The 23,974-nt window shown below is 29.6% G+C and carries 21 protein-coding genes; 8 read left to right on the forward strand and 13 right to left on the reverse strand.

Annotated features, from left to right (window positions below):
- Nucleotides 1-77 precede the first annotated feature (77 nt).
- From ABDZ93_RS15795 to ABDZ93_RS15810, 4 genes are all read left to right on the forward strand, one after another.
- Nucleotides 78-740, forward strand: a complete 663-nt coding sequence (locus ABDZ93_RS15795) for a response regulator transcription factor (protein ID WP_343827428.1) — start codon at nt 78-80, stop codon at nt 738-740.
- A 142-nt stretch (nt 741-882) separates the two neighbouring features.
- A complete protein-coding gene (locus tag ABDZ93_RS15800; protein WP_343827429.1) occupies nt 883-2,199 on the forward strand; it encodes a sensor histidine kinase in 1,317 nt (438 codons plus the stop codon).
- A 220-nt stretch (nt 2,200-2,419) separates the two neighbouring features.
- Nucleotides 2,420-3,850 (forward strand): ABC transporter permease, encoded by a 1,431-nt coding sequence (locus ABDZ93_RS15805; RefSeq protein WP_343827431.1) that lies wholly within the window; start codon nt 2,420-2,422, stop codon nt 3,848-3,850.
- A gap of 12 nt (nt 3,851-3,862) precedes the next feature.
- Nucleotides 3,863-4,534 carry an ABC transporter ATP-binding protein gene (locus tag ABDZ93_RS15810; RefSeq protein ID WP_343827432.1) on the forward strand — a complete coding sequence of 224 codons (672 nt, stop codon included), beginning with the start codon at nt 3,863-3,865 and terminating at the stop codon, nt 4,532-4,534.
- Between the two features lie 80 nt (nt 4,535-4,614).
- On the opposite strand, the gene ABDZ93_RS15815 is transcribed toward ABDZ93_RS15810, so the two are convergent.
- Entirely contained in the window at nt 4,615-5,328 is a 714-nt protein-coding gene (locus ABDZ93_RS15815; protein ID WP_343827433.1) for a DUF2812 domain-containing protein, read from the reverse strand.
- A gap of 16 nt (nt 5,329-5,344) precedes the next feature.
- Complete coding sequence (locus ABDZ93_RS15820) at nt 5,345-5,665, reverse strand: PadR family transcriptional regulator (RefSeq protein WP_343827434.1); 321 nt, start codon at nt 5,663-5,665, stop codon at nt 5,345-5,347.
- A gap of 391 nt (nt 5,666-6,056) precedes the next feature.
- On the opposite strand from ABDZ93_RS15820, the gene ABDZ93_RS15825 reads away from it, so the two are divergent.
- Entirely contained in the window at nt 6,057-6,779 is a 723-nt protein-coding gene (locus ABDZ93_RS15825; protein ID WP_343827435.1) for a hypothetical protein, read from the forward strand.
- Nucleotides 6,780-7,024: 245 nt separating this feature from the next.
- Here the strand turns inward: ABDZ93_RS15825 and ABDZ93_RS15830 are convergent, their stop codons facing one another.
- A complete protein-coding gene (locus tag ABDZ93_RS15830) occupies nt 7,025-7,513 on the reverse strand; it encodes a cysteine hydrolase family protein (RefSeq protein ID WP_343827436.1) in 489 nt (162 codons plus the stop codon).
- Nucleotides 7,514-7,815: 302 nt separating this feature from the next.
- Between ABDZ93_RS15830 and ABDZ93_RS15835 the strand changes: the two genes are divergently transcribed.
- Nucleotides 7,816-8,703 (forward strand): potassium channel family protein, encoded by an 888-nt coding sequence (locus ABDZ93_RS15835; RefSeq protein ID WP_343827437.1) that lies wholly within the window; start codon nt 7,816-7,818, stop codon nt 8,701-8,703.
- A 98-nt stretch (nt 8,704-8,801) separates the two neighbouring features.
- Here the strand turns inward: ABDZ93_RS15835 and ABDZ93_RS15840 are convergent, their stop codons facing one another.
- The 5 genes from ABDZ93_RS15840 to ABDZ93_RS15860 all read right to left on the reverse strand — a co-directional run bounded on the left by ABDZ93_RS15840 (nt 8,802) and on the right by ABDZ93_RS15860 (nt 14,007).
- A complete protein-coding gene (locus ABDZ93_RS15840) occupies nt 8,802-9,923 on the reverse strand; it encodes a DegT/DnrJ/EryC1/StrS family aminotransferase (RefSeq protein WP_343827591.1) in 1,122 nt (373 codons plus the stop codon).
- Nucleotides 9,924-9,964: 41 nt separating this feature from the next.
- Nucleotides 9,965-11,140 carry a DegT/DnrJ/EryC1/StrS family aminotransferase gene (locus tag ABDZ93_RS15845; protein WP_343827439.1) on the reverse strand — a complete coding sequence of 392 codons (1,176 nt, stop codon included), beginning with the start codon at nt 11,138-11,140 and terminating at the stop codon, nt 9,965-9,967.
- Between the two features lie 79 nt (nt 11,141-11,219).
- Nucleotides 11,220-12,437 carry a MerR family transcriptional regulator gene (locus tag ABDZ93_RS15850; protein WP_343827440.1) on the reverse strand — a complete coding sequence of 406 codons (1,218 nt, stop codon included), beginning with the start codon at nt 12,435-12,437 and terminating at the stop codon, nt 11,220-11,222.
- Between the two features lie 378 nt (nt 12,438-12,815).
- Nucleotides 12,816-13,247: a hypothetical protein gene (locus ABDZ93_RS15855; protein ID WP_343827441.1), complete on the reverse strand. Its 432-nt coding sequence runs from the start codon at nt 13,245-13,247 to the stop codon at nt 12,816-12,818.
- 157 nt (nt 13,248-13,404) lie between these two features.
- Nucleotides 13,405-14,007: an FMN-dependent NADH-azoreductase gene (locus ABDZ93_RS15860; protein ID WP_343827442.1), complete on the reverse strand. Its 603-nt coding sequence runs from the start codon at nt 14,005-14,007 to the stop codon at nt 13,405-13,407.
- Between the two features lie 213 nt (nt 14,008-14,220).
- Between ABDZ93_RS15860 and ABDZ93_RS15865 the strand changes: the two genes are divergently transcribed.
- The gene (locus ABDZ93_RS15865) at nt 14,221-14,592 is read left to right on the forward strand and encodes a winged helix-turn-helix transcriptional regulator (protein WP_343827443.1); all 372 of its coding nucleotides are present in this window, start codon (nt 14,221-14,223) and stop codon (nt 14,590-14,592) included.
- A 156-nt stretch (nt 14,593-14,748) separates the two neighbouring features.
- Here ABDZ93_RS15865 and ABDZ93_RS15870 read toward each other — a convergent pair whose 3' ends face one another.
- Nucleotides 14,749-18,156, reverse strand: coding sequence for an FtsX-like permease family protein (locus ABDZ93_RS15870; protein ID WP_343827444.1), 3,408 nt, complete (start codon nt 18,154-18,156; stop codon nt 14,749-14,751).
- Nucleotides 18,157-18,166: 10 nt separating this feature from the next.
- Nucleotides 18,167-18,868, reverse strand: a complete 702-nt coding sequence (locus ABDZ93_RS15875; protein ID WP_343827445.1) for an ABC transporter ATP-binding protein — start codon at nt 18,866-18,868, stop codon at nt 18,167-18,169.
- A gap of 239 nt (nt 18,869-19,107) precedes the next feature.
- Here ABDZ93_RS15875 and ABDZ93_RS15880 point away from each other — a divergent pair, with 239 nt between their 5' ends.
- Nucleotides 19,108-19,659, forward strand: a complete 552-nt coding sequence (locus ABDZ93_RS15880; protein WP_343827446.1) for a TetR/AcrR family transcriptional regulator — start codon at nt 19,108-19,110, stop codon at nt 19,657-19,659.
- A gap of 79 nt (nt 19,660-19,738) precedes the next feature.
- Here the strand turns inward: ABDZ93_RS15880 and ABDZ93_RS15885 are convergent, their stop codons facing one another.
- The 3 genes from ABDZ93_RS15885 to ABDZ93_RS15895 form a co-directional block, all read right to left on the reverse strand.
- A complete protein-coding gene (locus tag ABDZ93_RS15885) occupies nt 19,739-20,032 on the reverse strand; it encodes a cysteine-rich small domain-containing protein (protein ID WP_343827448.1) in 294 nt (97 codons plus the stop codon).
- A gap of 198 nt (nt 20,033-20,230) precedes the next feature.
- The gene (locus tag ABDZ93_RS15890) at nt 20,231-21,580 is read right to left on the reverse strand and encodes a B12-binding domain-containing radical SAM protein (RefSeq protein ID WP_343827449.1); all 1,350 of its coding nucleotides are present in this window, start codon (nt 21,578-21,580) and stop codon (nt 20,231-20,233) included.
- A gap of 253 nt (nt 21,581-21,833) precedes the next feature.
- Nucleotides 21,834-23,312, reverse strand: a complete 1,479-nt coding sequence (locus ABDZ93_RS15895; protein ID WP_343827450.1) for an Lsa family ABC-F type ribosomal protection protein — start codon at nt 23,310-23,312, stop codon at nt 21,834-21,836.
- Between the last annotated feature and the right edge of the window lie 662 nt (nt 23,313-23,974).

A 23,974-nucleotide genomic window follows, 5' to 3' on the forward strand; every position in this document is an offset into this window, starting at 1 on the left:
ATATACTTTCAAAATTTTTAACTTCACATAAAAAACACAATCATACTTTATAATAATTGATATAAGAAGGTGAAAGCATGAATGAAAAGATACTTGTAATTGAAGATGATTTAGATATACAGGAAATAATACGTGAGTTTTTGTTTGCAAATGGATATATTGTTGAAGTAGCTGAGGATGGATTAAAAGGCATTGAAAAATTTAATTCAGGTAAATTTGATTTGGTGCTTCTTGATATAATGCTTCCAAAGATCGATGGCTTTGTTGTATGCGAAATTATTAGAAAGACATCTAAAGTCCCAATAATAATGTTAACTGCTTTAGAAGAGGAACAAGATCAGATAAAAGGTTTTGAACTAGAAGTAGATGACTACATAACAAAGCCTTTTTCAGTTAATCTTTTAGTTAAAAGAGTTGAAGCAGTATTTAGACGAACAAAAGCTATAGATGAGGAAGCAAGGCTGAATTTTGAAGATATCCTTATTGATGTTAACTGCTTTAAGGTGAGGGTCAGTGAAAAAGACATCGAACTTACAGCTAAGGAGTTTGAACTCCTCAAAATATTTATTAAAAATAAAGGTAGGATTTTAACTAGAGAAGTGTTATTGAATCAGTTATGGGGTTATGATTTTTATGGAGATTCTAGGGTTATTGACACTCACATTAAAAATTTAAGATACAAGTTAAAGGTTGATTATATTAAAACGATTAGAGGTGTTGGCTATAAACTTGAAAAATAATATAAGAAAAAGTATTACTTTTAAAATTTTCAAAATCACATCAATATTGCTAATTACTTCAACAATCTGTATATATTTAATACTATATTTCTTGCTACCAAGCTATTATTATAAATATAAAAAAAGTAATATTGAAACAGGCTTGAATAAACTAGAAAACACTGTTTCAAAGCTTTCAATTAATGACGCTAAAAAATACTTTGATGAGTTTAATGCTAAATATACTGTTAGCTTGACTATATATGATAGTATAGGAAGGCTTATATACTTACCATTTAATTTAATAGAAATGCCTATATTAGATCAAGGTAATATAGATAATACGTCTCAATTCATGAATACATTCCAAACAGGTAGCGTTTCAATTTCGGGTAATAATAAACATTCTTCTACCTATATGATTTCAAGGCAGATAACTTTTTTAAATGATAATGAAAGATATACTATGGATGTTATAGTACCGCTGCAGCCAATAGACGAAGCTTCAAAGGTTATTTTAAATTTACTCCCCTTAATTGGCCTTGTAGTGATTATTATATCAGTGGTAGGAGCATTTATATATTCAAAAATAATTACTAAGCCATTACTTCAAATAAATAATGCAGCTAAACATCTGGCAGCTTTAGATTTTGAAAAAAGCTGTGAGGTAAAGAGTGATGATGAAATAGGAGAAATCGCCTTAAGCTTAAATGAATTAGCCTCTAATTTGCAGCATACTATGAATGAACTTAAAAATACTAATTTGAAACTTTTGAATGACATTGAAAGAGAACGGGAAATTGAAAGGAAAAGAAGAGAATTTACTGCTACAATTTCACATGAATTAAAAACTCCAATTACAATAATAAAAGGTCAGCTTGAAGGTATGCTTGGCAATATAGGCGTTTATAAGGATAGAGATAAATATATGAATAGATCTTTAATAGTTTTGCAAGATATGGAGTCAATGGTAAAAGAAATACTTGAAGTATCAAAACTAGAATCTCATGATTTTAGGCCACAATACACAGAAATAAATCTATCTTATCTAGTTAATAATTGTCTTAAAAATCTCAGTTGTCTTGCAAGTGAAAAGGATATAAATTTAATTCTAAATATATCTGAAGAAGTTTATGTTCAGGTTGATGAAAAACTAATTAAAAAAGCAATATCTAATGTTATTAATAACTCAATTACCCATTCAGCGAGAAATGAGACGGTCTTTATAAACTTGTGGGAAGAAAAAGATCAGGTAGTACTAACTATTGAAAATACAGGGGTACATATAGATGAAACTGAATTCGAAAAGCTCTTTAATCCTTTTTATCGTATAGAAAAATCTCGAAACAGAAGCACTGGTGGTACTGGTTTAGGGTTATATATTGTAAAAACCATATTTGAAGCTCATGAAATAGAGTATAAAATAAGCAATACCGAGTTAGGAGTTTGTTTTAAAATTATTTTTAACAGAAGCAATTAAGCTTCTGTTTTTTCATGCTAAAAACACTTAGACTTCATAGTAACTACACAATACAAATTTACAATTAATAATGTAATAAGGCATCTTCCAAAAAATAAATAAGTTAGAATACTCGTCTCGTCTATTTTATGTTATCTGATGACTACCCGCTCTAATACTCCCATATTTGACCTATTATTTATTTTCAGATGCCTAAAGATTAAAAATAGGAGGAATAATAATGAACTTTATAAAAAGAGCAATATTAAGTGTTACTAAAAGAAAAGTAAAAACTATAATATTAATTGTAATTTTAAGTATTATAGCAAATATGGTCCTTGCTGGTTTAGCAATACGATCTGCTACTGTTAAATCAGGTGAATTTGCTAGAAAAAAACTTGGAGGGGCTGTATCTCTTAGTGTTGATTTTGAAAAGGCAATGTCTAAATCAGGTAATAAAGGTGGTAAAGTCGACATAACTCCACTAACTATTAAAGATGTAGATAAATTAAAAGACTTAGAACATGTTAAAGCATATAATTACTCATCCTCAGCAATGGTTTCGTCAGATAATTTTAAACCCGTTGTGAAAGAACAAAATGATAAGAAGGATGATAAGAGTTCCTCTGCGGTATCATTTAGTGGGCCTCCAGATATGGCTCAGCCGGATGTATCATTAGAGGGGAATTTATATACAGAGCTTTCTCCTGACTTTACTGAAGGAAAAAGTAAGCTGATTGAGGGAAGAAACTTAACAGAAAGCGATCAAGGAAAAAATGTAGCAGTTATAGAGAAGAAACTAGCAGATAAGAACAATCTAAAGCTTGGCGACAAAATAAAAGTAAAAAGCTTACAAGGAGAAAACACTCTGGAATTAGAAGTGGTAGGAATATATACAGCTGAAAAAGTTAAATCAGATCCTATGATGGATGCCATGACATTTTTAAGTCCGTATAATAAAATATATGTACCTAATTCAGTTACATCACAATTGGACCCTTCCTCATCTGAGAAAACAGATACTATTCAAAGTGCTGTATATTACATGGATGATCCTATGAACGTTGAAAGCTTTAAAAATGATGTAAAAGCTTCAGGTATAAATTTAGAAGATTATAAATTAGATGCAAAGGATTCTTTGTATAAGCAGATGATGGAACCTATCGAAAATGTTGGATCATTTTCAAAAACTATAGTTATTATAGTTGCCATTGCGGGCGCAGCAATTCTGTCACTCATAATAATTTTATCACTTAAGGACAGAAGATATGAAATTGGTGTGTTAATGTCTATGGGAGAAAGCAGACTTAAAATTGTTAGTCAATTGTTAGTAGAAACCATGATTGTTGCTTGCATAGCTTTTAGTATATCAACATTTACCGGGAATGCAGTAGCACAGAAAATAGGCACTAACCTATTACAGAATGAAATAAAGGCCACTGAAAATCAGAAAAATTCACAACCTTCAACCTCAGGAGTGGTGATGATTGGACCTGGAGGAACAATGAATGAACAGGTTGATGCTATAGATAAAATTGACGTTGGTGTGAACTCAAGGGATCTTCAAAAATTATATTTAATTGGATTCCTAATCGTAATTTTAGCAACAGCTATTCCAACAATATCAATAATTAGGTTTAATCCAAAAACGATTTTATCTAAAAATGAATAGGGAGATGTAAAAATGGATACAGTATTAAAATTTAAAAATGTGAGTTATCATTATCAGGATGGTTCAAAAAAATCATCAATTTTGAAACAGATAGATTTTAGTTTTGAAAAAGGAAAGTTTTATACCATACTTGGTTCTTCTGGCTCTGGGAAAACAACATTCCTTGCTTTAGCTAGTGGTTTGGACATACCTAAATCTGGAGAGATACTATATGATGATAAAAATATTAATAATATAGGATTAACTAACTTTAGAAATAAAAATATAGGAATAGTATTTCAATCCTATAATCTTATACCATATATGACATCCTTACAAAATGTTTTAACAGCAATGGAAATAACTAAAAATAAAATAGAAAATAGAAAACAAGAGGCTTATGATTTATTAGAAAAGATGGGTTTAACAAAGGAGGAAACCAATAGAAACGTATTAAAGCTAAGCGGTGGACAGCAGCAGAGGGTTGCTATAGCTCGTGCCATAGCCACAGAAGGCGACTTAATATTTGCAGACGAGCCAACAGGAAATCTTGATCATGATACAGCCATTGAGATAATAAAAATATTTAAAACCTTGGCTCATGAAAATAACAAATGTATTATTGTAGTTACTCATTCAAGTGATGTAGCAGATCAATCAGATGTTATACTTAACCTTAAAGCTGGGAAACTTGTTATAGCTTAAGAAGTTTGTTAAGTTCATAAATGTTATTATTCATAACATATTAGAGCCATGATTCTCATGGCTCTAATAATTGCTATTATCTATGGACATTTCTTCTCTTTCTTATAGCCATTTAAACTTGAAATGATGAAAAAAGCACCTAATATAATATAGAATATTGAAAAATATTTTTTCTCAATTAAATTTTCTATACCTAATATCAGAAAAACACTACCTGAAAATACATTTACTTTCCACAAACCATTATTTAAACTACACCTACCATTTTTTCTTATTTGCTTTATTCTAGAATTATATGCAATATACGGCATGAAGTTAAAAATAAACACAAAAATATCTAATATTAATAATCCAAAAACAATTAGAAATATAGGTCTTATAGTAATTACAGAAATAACTAGTAAAGCTATAAGAGCAACAGCTACTATTAAAGAATAAAGTGTTCCCTTTTTTGCTTGTCTTTTCATTCTTATATATTTTTCTATTTCCGATTGGCAATCACTATAAATAGGGTTACTCCCAGCTTGTGCTGAAAAAATGTGCATTTCGTTGCCTACAGAAATAACGGGTTTCCATCCTGATTCAATAAATAAATTAAAATACTCTTCATTTGCTTCGCTTTGATAATCTAAACTATATACTATATCTTTTGGTTCATCTCTTTTTAATTTATAAAACAGTCCTGCTACTATATCTTCTAATATCCAGCCTTCCCTTGCATAATTTCTCAGCTTTTCCATGTCACTTTCTTCACTAAATGCAAAGCCACTAATCATAACATATTTACTTTTCATGAATATTCCTCCCTTTTTATTTCAAAAAATTTTCAGCAAATTTAACCATCTGTTTTTTTCGTTCAATTTCTTTTATAAGCATGTCACGCCCCAAACTTGTTATTTTATATACTTTTTTATTTTCTTCTTCTCTTGAATTAAGTTCCACTAGGCCTGCTGCTAAAAGCTTCTTCAGTGTTGTATAAAGTGATGCAGGACCAATTGTAACTTCATTATTAGTAAGTTCTTCAATAGTCTTCATGATTAGGTAACCATGCTTTTCCTCTATAACACTAGATAAAATATAAAAAGCAGAATCTGTTAGTTCGCCTATATCAATAGAATCCTTTCTTGGCATAAAATTCTCCTCCACTGTAAATAAATATTACTATATCCATGAATGATATATCCATAAATGATATATCATTTATAGATATAATATACCATCTATAGATATATAGGTCAATGATAGTTATTATTATAAAAAACATCCACAAGGAAGGCTCCATCACCTCCTTGTGGATGTTACTAAAATTTTTATATTTTTATACACTCAATTTTGTGGTAAAATTTACCATATACTGCAGTGAATGCAATAAATTTAATTTTGGATTCTTAGTAAGCTATAAATTACTAAGTAAATCAAACTATTATAAAGCTCTACATAAAAGATAGGAGGAATTATTATGGAAGTAAAAGCAATAACTCGAGAATAAATATTAAATTGCCTTATTAGAGCACTAAAGCCATTGAATTATGTTTATGCCGCATGGCAGGGTGGTTCTGCAGCATTTAAACGTGTAGACGAGTGGTCTGACATTGATGTTGTAGTTGATGTTGAAGATGACAAGATTAAGGATATGTTTAATGTTTTAGATATTTATTTAAAATCCCTAGCTAAAATAGAAAACAGCTATGGAGGTCCCCAGTCATTATCTCCTGGAGCTTATCAAAAGGTATATAAACTTCATGGCACTAGCAAGTTCATGGTAATAGAAATATGTGCTGTAAAACATACAAGTACTGAAAAGCTGTTAAAAGAAGTCCATGGAGATATACTTGTGCTTTTTGACAAATGCAATGTAGCCCAAGCAACCCCAATGAACAAAATTGAATTTGCAAAAACTCTTAGAACAAGAATAGAAAACGTAGATAGTTTATTTAATATGTATCAGTTCCTTATTGAGAAGGAACTTAACAGACACAACTATATTGAAGCTATATCCTTTTATCAAAGTTTTTCCTTAGGTCTGCTACTAGAAATGCTTAGGATTAAATACAAACCATATATATATAACTTCAAAACAAGATATGTTTATTATGACTTCCCTGAGGATGTAGTAAAAAGACTTCATAATTTCTATTTCATAAAAGATGGTGAAGAGTTAAGAGAAAGACATCAGGAAATAATTGAGTGGTTTAATAAAGTAATAGTTGATTTGAAAAATGTGAATTTAGAGGAACTGCTATAATTTTGTTGCTATACATCTTCTGAGATTAAATTTCTCGGAGTTCACATATAACTTAATAGAAATGAAAAAAGCACCATCCATGAAAGAATAGTGCTTTAGTCTCTTGAATTCATATCATAAACCTAATCTAATGGACCTAAAACAAAATAAACACGCTATGAAAGCAACTAACACCAAATTAAAGCTTTGGGTGGTTATCTGCTTTTGTTCTAAGGATTGCTTAGTGCTTAGGCACTAAGCTTTTATTACTTTAAAAAATATTCTAATGCCTCAAGACTAACTAATGGTCTTAAGAGTTGCATTTTTTTCACTTCTTCATATTCAACCCCTGCAATACCATTTTGAAGTAATGATGTGCCATATCCCATTTCTTTTGCTCCATTATAAGAGAATAATACACAATACTCTGCTGCAAATCCACTTATAACCACAAATTCAACTCCAAGTTCTTGAAGCTTATCATGAAGCTCTGTCTTAAAAAAGGCATTATTATACTCTTTATGTATAACAATATCATTTGTACTCTCAATAATAGAATCAACAAATTCAAACTTCTCAGAACCAGGACCTTCTCCCACTTCAATATCCAATACTTTAACAACAGGCAATCCTTTTTCCCTGAACATGCGTGCTGCCTCATTTATATACTCTACTGCCTCATCAAATTCTCTTTGACATTTACAAAAGTCATAACATCCCTTTTGCATATCAATTATTAGAAAAGCTGATTTCATTCTTATACACCCCTTTAACTTTTAATATCTTACCCATGAAAATATACTGTCAATTTATATTAATATTTAACAAATATATACTATTTAATTATAATACATTTTACATTAATAATTCCAACTTTTTGAAAAATAAAAACCACCGTATCTATTCAGCTATTACAATAATTAAAATTTACTGTTATCATTATTTTGGGGTATTATAAAATACTTTGTTTTTCTGTTATACATTATGTTCACCTATTATTTATTTTAGATTTTTGATATAATTATTTATAAATTTATTGATATTGTGTGGGGTGCTAATGGGAAGTTTCATAATTATTTTAACAACAATTATTGTTCTTGCTACCTTAATTATAAGAAGCGTAAGGAATAATAGGAAAATAAAATCTGTTCTAGGAACACTTGTAGTAGAAATTAATAAAACTTATAAAGAACTTTTTAAAGGGACAACCTTACTTTATAAAATAACACAAGGCGGAATGGTTATATGTGGTGAAGTATTTGCACTTATAACTATATTTACAACAATTATGAGGTATTTAGATATACATTTAGCCTTTGGTGTAGAATGGTTAATAAAAATAATAGCTATATCAACATCTTTTATAATTGTTCATTATTCAATAGGCTATATATTATTTGTTAGCTCTAAAATTCATAAATTTATTTATAAAGTTGAAGATAAGAACTTAAAGCTAGATTTTATATCAAGCTATTTTATAACAAGTACATTTTTAGCTGTACTTATAATCTTTCCAGATCAGTTTAAGGAAAGTGCAATTATAGGAATTATAGGAGTTATAATTTGCTACTATTTAAATATAAAGGTGTTACTAACTCTTATGAGAAAACCACACAACATTAAATCAGAAAAGGAAGAAAAAACTAACTTTGCAAGAGTACTAATAGCAGCTATTTTAGTGTTAGCAATGCTTGTGATGAATTTATATTTAGCTGTTTGTTTCGTAAATGCCATTGCAGATGGTACAGCATATTTAAATGCTACAGGAAGTTTTGATTTATTTTATTACACAATAATCACTTTTGTTACTATTGGATATGGCGATATAGTACCAGTAACTACATCAGCTAAAGTAGTAGCTATAGTCATTTCCATAACAAGTGTAATTTGTTTAACTGTATTTTTAAGTAGCATTTTATCATATAAAGAGAAATTTGATTCATAAAATATATATTTAAGGAAGTCGGGAGGATATATGATTAGAGATAAGAGCTTTGATTCTGCTAAAGAATGATACGCTTCATCATTCATTATGCTAAATAACTATTTTCTATAGAATTCTCTTATTTTCTCACAAACATAATCTATTTCTTGTATAGTTAACTCTGGGTAAATTGGCAGTGCTAATATTCTTTCTGATACTCTTTCAGCTACTGGAAAATCTCCTTTTTTATATTCTAAGTAGCTAAAGCACTTTTGAAGATGTAATGGAGTTGGATAGTATATGCTAGTACCTATTCCTTGCTCATTTAAGTCTTGATTTAATTCATCTCTTTTATGGCAGGTTATGTTAAATACATAATAAACAGGTATTTGATCGCCTTTTATTTTTGGTAAGGTAATTTCTGATATATCTTTTAATCTTTCAACGTATAAGTCATGGATTCGATTTCTCTTTTCTAGTGCCTCATTTATATATTTTAATTTAACACGTAAAATTGCTGCTTGTATGTTATCTAATCTTGAGTTATATCCTATATACTCATAGTGATATTTCTTTTTAGCTCCGTGAACTCTATACATTTTAGTAATATCTGCAAGTTCATCATTATTTGTAACTATTAATCCACCGTCACCGTAAGCTCCTAGCGTTTTAGTTGGAAAGAATGAATAGATACCCGTGTCACCTATAGTACCTGCATGTCTGTATGTATCTCCATTACCTTTCCATTGCATACCAAAAGCTTCTGCTGCATCTTCTAATACAGATAAATCATGCCTTTTTGCTATATCCATAATATCATCCATATTAGCCATTTGGCAGAATAAATGTATTGGAAGTAGTCCTACTGTATTTTTTGTTATTTTTTCTTCTATTTTTCTAGTGTCTATGTTGAAGGTTTCTTCATCTATATCTACAAATACTGGTTTTCCTCTATGTTTTGCAATACATGAAGTAGATGCTAAGAAAGTAAATGGAGAGGTTATTATCTCTTTTTCATCCTTATATCCTAATATATCAGCTGTCATAACTAAAGCATCTGTCCCTGAAGCAACACCAATAGCGTGTTTTACCTTTGCAAAGTCTTGAACTTCTTTTTCAAAAGCTATAACATCTTCACCTAAAGTCTTAACTCCATTTTTTATTGAATTTATCATAGCCTCATTAAACTCAGCCATTTTCTCTTCGTATTCTCTTTGTGATGTATAAAATCCTACTTTCATCATAAATTCCTCCTTTTTAGATGTAAGTTAAAATTCAAACTTTATTTTACTTCTTCTACAGCTTTAATAAGCTCCTCTATCATATACTTAGCATCTTCTAAAGATAAGGTTGAGTACACTGGTAATGTTATTTCATTTTTATATTGATTATATGCATTTGGATAATCTTCCATTTTATACCCTAAATTTTTATATAGCGTAAACATTGGCAGTGGTATAAAGTGAACATTTGTAGGTATATCTTTTTTAGCTAATATTTCTATAACCTTTGCTCTGTCACTTTCCTCAAAGCCTTTTATTCTTAATGGATATAAATGATATGATGTTTCCATCTCCTCATTTTTAGAGAAAGGTGTTATAGCCCACTCTTTACATTCTAAAGCTTTGTTGTAAACCTCAAATATTGCTCTTCTTCTATCTAACATTTCCTCATATCTATCTAATTGAGACACACCTATAGCTGCATGTAAATCAGACATATTGCATTTAAATCCATCTGTTACTATATCATATTGCCAAGCACCAGCTTTTATCTTAGATAAAGCATCTTTTGTTTGCCCATGTAGTGCTATATATTTAAACTCTTTATATAAGTCTTCTTTCCCATGAAAATTATTGTTATTAAATGTTATTCCTCCACCTTCAGCTGTAGTTAAATTCTTAACTGCGTGAAATGAGAATACATGGAAATCATATTGAGATCCAACTTTTTTTCCCTTATAAGTTGCACCAAAAGAGTGTGCTGAATCTGATATAAGTATTATATCTTCTCTATTTAACTTTTTAAGTATTGCTTTTACCTTATCATAATCTACAGGAACACCTGCAAAATCTACAGTTATTATTGCCTTGGTTTTTTCAGTTATTGCCTCTTCTAATTTATCTAAATCCATTATAAAACTATCTTTAGCAACATCTACAAAGGTTGGCTTTATTCCTCTATGTAAAATAATGCTAGCACTTGCGGTGTAAGTATACGGTGTGGTTATTACTTCATCCCCTTCTTTTATATCGTAGAGTTTTAGAATAAGCTCCATACCAGCTGTTCCACTACCTAAGACCACAGCTTTTTCAGTTTCACAGTACTCAGCTATTTTCTGCTCAAATTCTAAAACCTTAGGACCACTTGTAATCCATCCTGATTTTAAAACCTGAACAACACTTTCTATTTCTCTTTCTGTAATATCTGGTGGTGATAACGGTATTTTTCTTGACATTTAAAATCTCCCCTTTGCAATTAGTCACACTTTAATAAATAATGTAGTATTTTTCTTTATTAATAATGACTCTTTATTTTCATAGGCCTTTTTTAAATCTATTTTTTCCTTTAAAATATCCTGTATGCTTTGATATGTATATATACCCATTATCAAAACACTCTTTCTCTAGTAATTTATCTAACTTCATCAATTTATTTGCACTTATTTTTTTAACTATATCGCTTTCCATAGAAAGAATATATTGAAATAAGGCTTCTTTTTCTGTTATTTTTAAATTATCTATATATAGATTACACTCTATGTCTTTAAAAAATTTTGATAAGATGCCTAACCCATTTTCAATTTGAAATTTCTTTGTTAAATTGAAACTTTCAACTTCTAATATCTCCTTATCAACCATTGATAAAAATTCTCTCATTTCCTTCATATGATTTTCACCAACAGTAGATATAAAAATGTATCCATCCTTTTTTAGAACTCTTTGCATTTCACTTAGTGCTTTATCTATGTCATTTAAGTGATATAGCATGTGGTTCGCTATAACTATATCAAAAGTCTCATCTTCATAAGAAATATTTTCAGCATCCTCAACCTTAAAATGAAATCTATCTAAAGTTTCCTTTAAATTCAGTTTAGCATCTTCAACCATACCCTCTGAAAAATCAGTAATATGTATCTCCCATTCTTTAGGTATCTTGTCATAATTTTTAGCCCACAAGCTGCCATCACCACAGCCTAACTCTAAAACCTTGCAATTTGTCTCTAAAGGTAGTTGCTTAAAAAACCACTCCATCCAACCTTCCTTATTAGTGCTGAACTTATCATGAATATTTATCCTTGCCTTTAAATTAGAAGCATCTATATACTGCTTCATCCACCTATTATCTTTATTTATCAGATTTATAATGTTAATAAACTTATCCCAATTCAAATTTTTATCTGTATCAATCATTTTCAAAGCCTCATCAATAGCTTCAATAACACTCAATTCGTGATTTATTTTTTCCTTAATAATTTTCTTTTGTATCTTTAATGACTTTTCAAAATCATTTTCCTTTACTTCCTCTTTCATAACATCTTTAATTTCATCTAAGGATAATCCAATAAACTTTAAAGTTAAAATTTTTTGAAGTTTTGGAAAATCATTCTTACTATAAAGCCTATATCCCGACTCATTATGAAAAGAAGGCTTTAAAAGCTCAATCTTATCATAATATCTCAAAGTCCTCAGAGTAACTCCTGCCTTCTTACTAAATTCACCAATAGTAAATTGTTTCTTTAAATTATCTTTCATAAAAAATCCTCTCAAAAGAAAATAAATTTTATTTAGTAACGCTACACATATATATTACTCCATGACGTAATGTCAAGGTCAATAATTTTTTAAATTAAGATTATATTCTGTCGCAAAAATTTCTTCACCATTATTAAATTATGAAATAAGAAAACTGTGAGAGTTTACCCATAGTCGTGTAAATCATGCGGTTTTATTTTCCTGGTATTCATATAGAACTTATTGCAAAGAGAGAAATCACCAATCCAGCTTAGATTGCGTGCTTCTCTATTAATAAAATATATTATATGAAATACAAAAAATAGAAATGCGTAAACTCCTACATTTTAATGTTGGAATAATTACACATTTCTATTATAAAATTTACACTGACCTTGTTTAATCTAATAGCATGATCTCTTTTCTGATTAAATCAGCAAAATTCTGATCTTGTTCTGCAACTTTAATAATATATGCGAGCATGTTACCTGGGTAATCAATTATTTCCTTTAAGACTATACTTTCAATAGATCTCCTTGCCAGCGAAACACAACAATTTTCATTATGACCTTCCATACACTGCTTACATGTTTTACATATAGCGGCTACACATATTGCTATCATTTTCTTATCATAAAACTTCACATCTTCTTTGGGAATAAGCCTAAATCCATCCTCAATCACTGACAGTCCATTTTTTTCAATTGATTTCATTGCACTTAAAGCAAATCCAATATTGCATTTTGCTTTAATGCAATCTTCTGTTTTGTAATCTTTGCAATCTAAACATATTTGTTCTAAAGTGCTAGTTGCATTATTAATATAATTCATCTTTTCTCCTTCTAACTCATTTCTTCAATTAATTATATTTTACCTACCATTAGTCAATAACTATAACAACATCGTTATTGACAATGATTAATTACAAAGAATGGATAATATGAACTTAACTATCCATTCTTATTAATACTATATTTTATGATAATAATTAAAACTCTTTTGCTGTTACTTGAGCCTTTTTAATTGCATTCTCAATAATTGATTCTATATCTTCACCAATAACATCTAACTTATCAGCTGCTATTGTAGTAAAATCGGTTATCCCAAAGAAACCAAAAATAGTTCTTAAATATCTATCCCCCATTTCAAATGCTGCAGCTGGGCCTTCTGAATATACTCCACCTCTTGAAACAATATGAATTGCTTTTTTCCCCTCACATAGACCAACTGGTCCATTAGCCGTATATTTAAATGTGATTCCTGTAACACATACATAATCTATATATGCCTTTAATATAGCCGGAATATTTAAATTCCACATTGGTGCTGCAACTATATATTTATCTGCTTCCGCAAATTGATATGCATATTTTAGAACAGGGTGATTTTTACCTTCACCAGGAGCTGGTCTATGTAGGCTGATACCTTCTTCGCTTAGAAAGTTTATACCCTCTTTATATAAATCTAATGTAATGATTTCATCGCCAGGATTATTTTTCTTATACTCCTCTATAAAATTATCTGAAATTTTAAATGTTCTTGATTGACCTTCTGGTTTTACATTTGCTTTAATATATAATACTTTACTCATATTTATTTACCTCACTTTAAATTCATTTTATTATCTAAACTATTGATACTCTTATGATTTATCTAAATATACACAAGTTCACTTATCTTGGATAGCTACCTAAAATTAATTTTCTATGATACTATGATAATAATAAAATACTCTTTTATCAATAAGGCACTTTTTTGTCATACAGTGACAAAAAAGTCACTAATGCAATTGAGAGGTGTTAAAATGATTGAAATATCAGACAGGCATGAAGAATGCTATATGAAAGAAAAATGCGCTAAATATGAAAAGTGTCCAATGGTTTTAGTTCAAGATATAGTCTCTGGAAAGTGGAAAATATTAATTATGTGGTACTTAGGTTATAGTGAACTTAGATTCAGTGATATTCAAAGAAAATTGCCTAACGTTTCTCAAAAAGTACTTTCAAGGCAGTTAAAAAGCTTGGAGGAAGATAATATTATCAATAGAAAAGTCTATCCTATTGTACCCCCTAAAGTCGAGTACAGCTTAACAGATACTGGTAAAAAACTAATCCCTATTTTAGAAATGATGCATACGTTTGGAGCTGAATATCTAGAAGAAGGACTTAATAAATAAAATGTAATTTTTGCTATTATGTCCTTCTTCATAAGTTTTATATTCACTCAACAAAAAGCTAATGATAATATCATAAAAAATATAATACTAGTAACTTAACATATTGCTGAAAAATAAAAAAAGAGCCGCAATTTGCGACTCCCTTTATTTTAAATTTTACTCTACAGATTTTAGTGCATCAATCATATTTACATTTTTTAATTTTATATGCATCATTATCATAACTACTATGGCAAAAAACATTGTAATTAAGCCAGAGATTACATAACTACTAATATCTACAGTTGGTATCATCATCATATTATCCATTTCTGCTGTGCTCACTAAAAATACATATAATATTTTCCCCATAAATGAGCCTAAAAGTATTCCTAGTATTGTTAGTATTATGTTTTCTCTAAATATATACATTGCTACTTCATTATCATAAAAACCTAGTACCTTTATTGTAGATATCTCTCTTATACGCTCAGATACATTTATATTTATTAAATTATATAGTACAACAAATGCTAAACTTCCTGAAGCCACTATTATTACTATCATAACTAATCCTAAATCGGCAGATTCGCTTAAACTTCTTAGCTTTGAAGCAAGGGTAACATTTACTACTTTATCATTCTCCATAAGAGTAGTTGATATTTTATTATCATCTTCTCTATTTGAATTTAACTTTAATAGTTGTGCATTATATGTTGGCTCACTTTTAAATATCTCTTTATAGTACGATGGTGATAGATACATATAATGACCGGCATAATTTTCTACTATGTTATCTACCCTAACTTTATGAGAATTATTATCTGAATCTGTTACAGTTACATCATCACCTACAGATGCATCTAAAACTTTTGCAAGTTTTTCATTTATAATTACTCCATTATCAGATAGCTTGTACTCAGTACCGCTTTCTCTATCATTTAATAATATATATTTACTTAACTCATCTGTATTTTCTGGTACATACATAGTAGCAGTTTGCTTGCTTACACCTTCTTTACTAAAAGTAACTGAATCTTGATAAGTATTTAAGCTACTTTCATATCCCTTTAAGTTATTTAAACACTCATTATATTCTTCATCTTCTTTTTCAGTATTATTATCATTAAATACTACCATAGCATCGTATTTTAATAATTTACCAAATTGAATATCCATAACTGAAGAATTAGATTTTTCAAGAGCCATCCCTGCAACAAGCATAGCCATACATCCTGATATACCAAGTATTGTCATTAGCATCCTTTGCTTATATCTAAAAAGATTTCTAAATGTAACCTTTTGATTGAAGTTCAATCTTTCCCATAAAGGAGTAATTCTTTCTAACAATATCTTTTTACCAAGCTTTGGAGCTTTGGTTCTCATTAAATTAGAAGGATTTTCTCTTAATTCTTCTTTTAATACAATTAATGCTGCTCCTACTGTACAAAATATTGAAGCTACTAAAGATTGAATTATATAGGATGGATAATAGTGTATTTTAACATCTGGCAAAGTAAATGTAGATGAATAGGCTTTACCAATTATGTAAGGAAGTATGCTGCTTCCAACTACTATACCAATTACACTTCCTGCAATACTAGCTAATGCTGCGTAAACTATGAATTTCCTAGCTATTTCTAAATCTTTATATCCTAAAGCCTTTAGTGTTCCTATTTCTATTCTATTTTCCTCTACCATTCTAGTCATTGTAGTTAAGCATATAAGTGCTGCAACTAGAAAGAAAAACACAGGAAATACTGAAGCTATTTTATCTAAGCTGTCAATTGAACCTTTGTAAGTTGAGTAACCAGGATTATCATTTCTATCAAAAAAATAATATTTACTATCATCTAAATCATTTAATTTCTCTTTTTCTTTATCTATCTCTTTTAGTCCATCTATTAGTTTTTCTCTATTTTCCTTAATTTCTTTTTCTCCATCAAGAAGTTTTTTCTCTGAATCATCAAGCTCCTTCTTAGCCTTATCAAGTTCTAACTGACCTTGTTTTTTACCTTCCTCAAGCTCTTTTTTACCTTTTATAAGTTCTTCTTTGCCTTTATCTAATTGCTTTTGAGCTGCTTCAAGTTGTGTCTTTCCCTCATTAAATCCTTTAACTTGCTCTTCATAGGCTGTTACACCTTGTTGATACTGAGTTATTCCAGCTACTAAGGTTTCTATCTTAGATTTATTTTCACTTGCAATTTTACTAGCACTTTCTACACCTTTTGAGATATTAAGTGCTAAAGAAATATTTGCTGGATCTTTTTCTAAGCCATTTACTAAATCACTTAATTCATTTAATCCTAAAGCAGGGTTAGATATAATACCTTTCCAATACTGAATTTTTCCATTTGGAATTTTGTCACCTTCTTTAAGGTTATTTGCTGTTTCTTTTATATCATTGGAAAGTGCATTGTATGTTGTAATTAAAATTCCTAAACTATCTATTTGATTTTCATACTCTTTTGTACCTTGTGTAGGATCAATTCCTTGATTTAAAAATCCTTGTTTTGCATTATCAAGTTCAATTTTTGCTGACTGAAGTTGTTTTTCACCGCCTAAAAATTGCTCTTTTTGCTTGTTAAGTTCCTTTTGTCCATTATCTAACTGCTTTTCACTTTCTGTTAATTGCAACTCACCATCTTTAATTTCTTGCTGATACTTTTTAGTAAACCCTTCATATTGCTTTTTACCATCAAGAAGTTGGATATTACCATCATCTATTTCTTTTTGAGCATCTTCAAGCTTTCTTTCCCCATCTTCTATTTCTTTATAAGCTTTATCAAACTCTTTTTGTGCCTCTAATTTTACTTCTTCAATTCTTTCTACAGTTCTATTTGAGTATAAACTTTCAAGATATTTATTATTTTCTTCCATCTTATCTTTATACTCATCACTATATGCACCAAGCCCAGCTACATTTTTAAATCGTACATATATTTCAGTATATACATCCATTGATATGTCAGTACTATTTAATATTGCAAAGTAGTCTACACTTCCTTTTCCAACAGTAGTTGTTCCTCTAGATATATTTTCTATATACATAGGGCTTTGCACAAATCCAACAATCTTAAAAGTTTTCTTATTAAAATGCTCATCTAAGTCCTCGTCAGATTCTATTATGTAATCATCACCTATTTTTAGATCTTTATTTTCCTTTAAAGCATTTTCATCTAAAGATATCTCACCACTATTTTCAGGTAATCTCCCTTCTGTAACAATAAGATTATTTATATTTCTAGAGTCCTTTGGATTATATTCCATAAACTTAACAACACTATTTATATTAGTTAAATTTACATCTATACTATGTGCTCCCCAGTAATCTAGAATTTTATCACTATTTTCAAGTAACTTTAAATCATTTTCATTAAGACCTATACTAGAGACTATCTTACTATCCATTAAATTTTGCTTTCTAAAAAATTCATTTATGGACTTTTTTAAGTCTGGTCCACTTGATTTAATCCCAGAGTAAAAGGCAACTCCTAAAAAGATTATAGCTAATATAGAAATAAACCTTGCTTTTGAAGCTAATATTTCTCTCGTTATTGATTTTTTATATGCTCTATTTTTCATCTCTTACCCTCTACCACTCTATATCTTCAACTGAAACAGGATTTTTATTTACTTCGATACTTGTAACCTTTGCATCCTTAATTTTTATAACTCTATTTGCAATTGGTGCAAGAGCTGAATTATGGGTTATAACAATTACTGTTGTCCCTGTATTTTTACATGTATCCTGTAATGTCTTTAAAATCTGTTTTCCTGTTTTATAGTCAAGGGCTCCAGTTGGCTCATCACATAGAAGCAACTTAGGATTTTTAGCTATAGCTCTTGCTATAGAAACTCTTTGCTGTTCTCCTCCTGATAATTGAGATGGAAAATTGTTTTTTCTATGATCAAGTCCCACTAACTCAAGAGTTTTATCAACATCTAAGGCATCTTTTGAAATTTGTGTAGCCAATTCCACATTTTCTTTTGCAGTTAAATTTTGAACTAAATTATAGAACTGAAATACAAACCCCACATCATGTCTTCTGTATTTCGTAAGCTGTCTTTTGTTAAACTTAGATATATCAACGTTATCAATAATTATCTCGCCTTCATCACAAGTATCCATTCCTCCAAGTATATTGAGCACAGTTGTTTTACCAGCACCACTTGGCCCCAGAATAATAGTAAACTCTCCCTTTTCTATTGAAAAATTAATACCATTATTTGCTGCAATGGTAGTTTCTCCAACCTTGTATCTTTTATATTCATCTTTTATCTCTATGTATGACATCTTGACCTCCCTAATCTATACCGTCTTAAATACTCAATGTCATTAAATAGACACCTTGTTTAGTTAATGCTATAATTCAAGTATAAATAATATATGGATTAGTTACAATAATCACATATTTTCATAGTGTTATTAAATATACATTTTAGTGAATTTTGTTTATTTAATAACATATTCTTGAAAATTGTTTGAGTAAATATATTAAACATTTTGGTAAATATTTTAAAAGGATGAGTTAAATGGCAGGAATTAAAGGGAATAGAAGAATTTTATATACTAAAAAAATAATAAAAGAAAGTTTAATTGATTTGCTTCAGCATAAGGAAATTCATGAAGTTACTGTTACTGATATCTGCAAAAAATCAGATATTAATAGAGGAACTTTTTACACTCATTATAAAGATACCTATGACCTACTTAAATCACTAGAAGATGAATTATTTAATCAAATCTTAGAATATATTGAAGAAACTCCAGTTGAAGATTATAAAGATGTTTTATTACTTAAAGCCCTTGAATTAATTCAGGAAAATAAAGAATTATGCAAGATATTATTCAGTAAACAAATGAAAAACGACATTATCGATCGTATTATTTACGTAGCAAGTAAATCTAAAATTGATAAGCTAGTTAGCAGTTCAAAAGTTAATGATATGTTTTTAGATTATTTTATAAAATACTCTGTAGGTGGAGTGATTTCAGTTGTTCAAGCATGGTTAGAAAATAATTTAAATGAATCTCCTAAGGAAATAGTTAACATTATAAATAATATTACCTCTTTCCATTCTTAATATTATAAATAACTAAACAAAGAAGCTAAAAAGCTAGATATGACTTAGTATCTAGCTTTTTAGCTTCTTTATTATCTTCTTATTTGCTTTTTTCTAATTGCTCTTTTACTAATTTACCAATTTCACCATACTTACTATTTATAAGGCCATAGTTGTCTTTAACATGTGGAACCATACATTCACTACAGTCTTTTATTCCGTCTTCAGTAATTTTGAAATTACCTCCACATTTATCAGCTAGTGCGTAAAGTGGGCAATAACAAAATAGGCAATTAAATTCCTCAGATTTATTAGTTTTGTGACAAGGGAAATATTCACATTCCTTATTTTGATGAAAAGCATAATGCTTACCTTCCCAATATTTATCTATCATCTTTTCTCCCCTCCCCTATCTTTAGTGTAAAGTTTCTTACACCTTTTATCTTATAATTCTTATTATACAGTGTGTGATTTTCACAGTCAATTTATAGCATCTATAACCTTTATTTAGTTATATATCTCTACAGATTTATTCAACAAATCGTACCCATTCTTCGGAACCATTTGAAGGTTTTTATTAGCGAACTTTTCTCTATTTTAAGGTTCTCACTAATGTACCTCTACTCTTTGAAAGAAGTTCATTCTTAATTAGAAAGTTCCATACTGGCTCAAACTTTTTCCATGCTCCTGCATAAGTGAAATGTTTTAATCTCATTTTAAGTTCTTCATGTTCCTTTGATGCCTTATATATATTTCTCCACCTATAAAAATATTTATAAGCTCTATTATATCCACTTTCCATTTCTTCTTTTGTAATATTGGGATGATTAAATACTAAATGCCTAGTATCATATAATCTCCAATCCTTAGTAATAATTCTCTTATCATCATCCATTTTATTAAATATCCCCGTACCAGGATAAGGAGTAAGAATATGATTAGTTGCTGTAGTAATCCCACTATTAATAGCCCATTCTGTAGTTCTATCAAAGACATCTAAAGTATCACTATCCAGTCCAAAAATAAAACTTCCATTTATCATTATTCCTAATTCATCTAATCTCTTTATTGCTTTACTATAATCTTTTCCTATGTTAGAACCTTTATTGGCTTGAATTAGATTCTGTTTATTAATACTTTCAAAGCCAATAAAAGCACTCCTGAATCCAGCCTCATATGCAAGATCTATTGTATCATCTTGAAGAATAGAATCTACAGTTATTGCACCTTGGAAAATTCTATTCATTCCCCTCATTTCTTTAAAAACTTGCCTTGATAACTTTTTATCTGCAAATATGTTATCGTCAAGAAAATATAAATGTCTCCCTTTCATACTTTCAATTTCTTTTAATATCCTGTCCACTTTATATGCAAAAAAAGATTTTCCTCCTTTATAAAATGAACTAACATAACAAAAAGAACATTTATTAGGACACCCTCTTGAAAATACCATAGAATTTGGAACTAAGTATTTCTCCTTTTTAAATAAATCTCTTCTTGGCAGCGGCAGATTATCTAATGAAACTTCCCCTTGCTCATAAAACTCCTTAACATTTCCCTCTTTAAAGTCCTTTAAAAACTCCGGAAAACTTCTTTCTCCAAGCCCAAGTAATACAGTATCTGCATGATTCTTGGCCTCAATAGGTAATGATGTTGCATGTATTCCACCAATAGCAACCTTTATTCCTCTTTTTCTATAAAAATCTGCAATTTCATAAGCTCTATTCGCATTAGTTATATAGCTTTCAATACAAACTAAATCTGGTTCATCATTTAAATTTATTTCTTCAATATGCTCATCAACTACTTCTATCTCATCTGATCCGCCACACAATGATGCTAAAGTAGCTAATCCTAAGGGAGGAAACAGTGAATATTTTATAGGCCTCCAATATGGACTTTTTGCCTCTTCTAAAGCAGGTAGAATAAGTTTTATTTTCACAATATATTACCTCACTTTCAAAAGCCATCATAATAGCAACTATCTATAACAACTTTCTTTTATCAGAGTAATAAATCAGTAATTATTTACCAATACTTCGCTCCTCTATTTACCCATCATATCACCATTTTTATCGATTATCAATATATAGTTGTTTTTTATAGTAAATTATTTTCGATTTACAACTAAGGGGGTACAAATAAAAAAGGGTAGTCCTGTAACTACCCCTTTTGACATACTGTCATTAATAAAGCTAAAGTTCAAAAATCTTTGTTGCAATATTTTCACAAAATCCACTGTCATGTTCCACAAACAGTAAAGTTGGTGAGTATTCAAGCAGTAACTCCTCTATTTGCATACGTGAGATAACATCAATAAAATTAAGAGGTTCATCCCAGATATGCAAATGAGCTTTCTCACAAATACTTTTTGCAATGAGCACTTTTTTCTTTTGTCCACCACTGAAAGATGACATATCTTTTTCAAATTGCTCTCTGGAAAAATCAAGTTTCCTTAAAATCGATTTAAAAAGACTTTCATCAATATCGTTATTTGAAGCGTAGTCAGTCAGATTGCCCTTAAGATGCGATGTATCTTGGGACACATAGGATATTTTAAGCTGACTTCCTTTATTGAAATTACCTGTGTAGTTTATATCCTCACCACAAATGAGCTTGATAAGGCTTGATTTTCCTGAGCCATTTTTACCTTTAAGTGCAATTCGGTCACCTTTCTCAATACTAAAGCTAACATCTTTACAAATCATGGTGTCACCGTAAAAAATCGAAATATTCTCTAATTCCACAAGTTTGTTTTTATGATAAACAAGTTGGGAAATCTTCAAGCTGTCAGAGCTTTCAATATTTTTAAGAAGTTTAGACTTTTCTTCAATAGTAGCTTGCTGTCTGCTTTCAATCGACTTAGAGCGTTTCATCATTTTAGCAGCTTTATGTCCAACATAACCTTTATCCAGCTTGGAGCCAGAGTTTGTTGTTCCTTTTTTTGATTTTTCTACTTCATGGGACCAATTACTTGTTCGTTTAGTAGCCTCCGATAAGCGATTAATATCTTTTCTTAGCTTCTCGTTTTCTGCAAGCTCAAAGTTATCCTGTCTTTGTTTATTTTCCCACCAGCTGGAAAAGTTACCTTTTTGTATTTCTATATTTGTCTTATTTATTGAAAGAACATGATCAATACAGTTATCCAAAAAATTCCTATCATGTGAAATCAGAATAAATCCTTTCTTTTTTCTAAGGTAATTACTTAGTTTTTTTCTAGCTTCAGCATCCAAATGATTTGTAGGTTCATCAATAAGTAAGAAGGAGTTCTCCTTCAAAAACATAGCAGCAAGCAATGCCTTGGTCTTTTCACCTTTCGATAGTGTATAAAACTGTCTGTATAAAACATCATCGTCTATATCTAAAAGCGATAATTCTTTCATTATTTCCCAATCCATTGAATTTGGACTGATTTCTCTTATGATATCTATAGTAAAATTTTCTTGTTCCTGCACATCATAAGGAAAATATTCAAAGGTTAAATTCGCTGAAATATTTCCAGTATACTCATATTTACCAAGTAAAAGATTCAGAAAGGTAGTTTTTCCTCGTCCATTTCTTCCCGTAAAGCCCAATTTCCAATCGGTATCAATTTGAAAGCTTACATTTTCAAAAATATTATCATAACTGCCTTCATAAGCGAAGGTCAGGTTTGTTACATTTATTAAAGACATATTTTTATCCTCCTTTGAAATTAAAAGTACAAATAACAAAGTCGGAACCATAGGCGACTGGTATTACTCCATATAGACAGAGTTCTTAGTGTCTTTGACACTTAGAACTCGTTATCCAGGGACGTAACCACTCTTTACTTCCCCTTAGAGAGGGAGAGTATTAGAGCAGGTAGTCATCGGATAAATGTCGCCCGAAGTATCCGGCTCTATATGAAGATTATCATGCGTTAGCAAAGTATCTTTATTATCCATTGTATAATCCCTCCTACTTATTCTCATGATTTGTAAAAAAATAAGAGCTGCAAGAAATTATTATTCTTGCAGCTCTTAAATACAGTAAAGACAAACCCCTCTTAGGGGCATGACGAGTATATATTTTCTGAGCTAAAAAATAATTAATTTCTTGCATAGGCACAACAAAAAAATGGCATTATACGAACCCACAATTTTATTATGCTTGGTAAAACTAGCAAGAAAAATTAATCATCTTTTCAACTCCAATCATCATATTTGCTCAGATTATATCACACTTACTTTCAAAATGCAATAAACAGTTCAATCTATAACAGAATAAGAACAATTCTTCTGTATCAATGATACAAAAGTTATTTATATTATGCTAAACCTCAAATTTTATAATGCCTATACAAAAAAAGCCTGCG

It is taken from the genome of Clostridium subterminale (genome assembly GCF_039521425.1).
Taxonomy (GTDB): domain Bacteria; phylum Bacillota; class Clostridia; order Clostridiales; family Clostridiaceae; genus Clostridium_J; species Clostridium_J subterminale.

Bases quoted from the DNA above. Each gene is read 5' to 3' on its own strand.
- ABDZ93_RS15880 (WP_343827446.1), top strand. From the start codon at position 19,108: ATGGCAGGAATTAAAGGGAATAGAAGAATTTTATATACTAAAAAAATA.
- ABDZ93_RS15850 (WP_343827440.1), bottom strand. From the start codon at position 12,437: ATGAAAGATAATTTAAAGAAACAATTTACTATTGGTGAATTTAGTAAG.
- ABDZ93_RS15830 (WP_343827436.1), bottom strand. From the start codon at position 7,513: ATGAAATCAGCTTTTCTAATAATTGATATGCAAAAGGGATGTTATGAC.
- ABDZ93_RS15805 (WP_343827431.1), top strand. From the start codon at position 2,420: ATGAACTTTATAAAAAGAGCAATATTAAGTGTTACTAAAAGAAAAGTA.
- ABDZ93_RS15895 (WP_343827450.1), bottom strand. From the start codon at position 23,312: ATGTCTTTAATAAATGTAACAAACCTGACCTTCGCTTATGAAGGCAGT.
- ABDZ93_RS15855 (WP_343827441.1), bottom strand. From the start codon at position 13,247: ATGAATTATATTAATAATGCAACTAGCACTTTAGAACAAATATGTTTA.
- ABDZ93_RS15810 (WP_343827432.1), top strand. From the start codon at position 3,863: ATGGATACAGTATTAAAATTTAAAAATGTGAGTTATCATTATCAGGAT.
- ABDZ93_RS15845 (WP_343827439.1), bottom strand. From the start codon at position 11,140: ATGTCAAGAAAAATACCGTTATCACCACCAGATATTACAGAAAGAGAA.
- ABDZ93_RS15835 (WP_343827437.1), top strand. From the start codon at position 7,816: ATGGGAAGTTTCATAATTATTTTAACAACAATTATTGTTCTTGCTACC.
- ABDZ93_RS15840 (WP_343827591.1), bottom strand. From the start codon at position 9,923: ATGAAAGTAGGATTTTATACATCACAAAGAGAATACGAAGAGAAAATG.
- ABDZ93_RS15885 (WP_343827448.1), bottom strand. From the start codon at position 20,032: ATGATAGATAAATATTGGGAAGGTAAGCATTATGCTTTTCATCAAAAT.
- ABDZ93_RS15860 (WP_343827442.1), bottom strand. From the start codon at position 14,007: ATGAGTAAAGTATTATATATTAAAGCAAATGTAAAACCAGAAGGTCAA.
- ABDZ93_RS15875 (WP_343827445.1), bottom strand. From the start codon at position 18,868: ATGTCATACATAGAGATAAAAGATGAATATAAAAGATACAAGGTTGGA.
- ABDZ93_RS15870 (WP_343827444.1), bottom strand. From the start codon at position 18,156: ATGAAAAATAGAGCATATAAAAAATCAATAACGAGAGAAATATTAGCT.
- ABDZ93_RS15820 (WP_343827434.1), bottom strand. From the start codon at position 5,665: ATGCCAAGAAAGGATTCTATTGATATAGGCGAACTAACAGATTCTGCT.
- ABDZ93_RS15815 (WP_343827433.1), bottom strand. From the start codon at position 5,328: ATGAAAAGTAAATATGTTATGATTAGTGGCTTTGCATTTAGTGAAGAA.
- ABDZ93_RS15865 (WP_343827443.1), top strand. From the start codon at position 14,221: ATGATTGAAATATCAGACAGGCATGAAGAATGCTATATGAAAGAAAAA.
- ABDZ93_RS15795 (WP_343827428.1), top strand. From the start codon at position 78: ATGAATGAAAAGATACTTGTAATTGAAGATGATTTAGATATACAGGAA.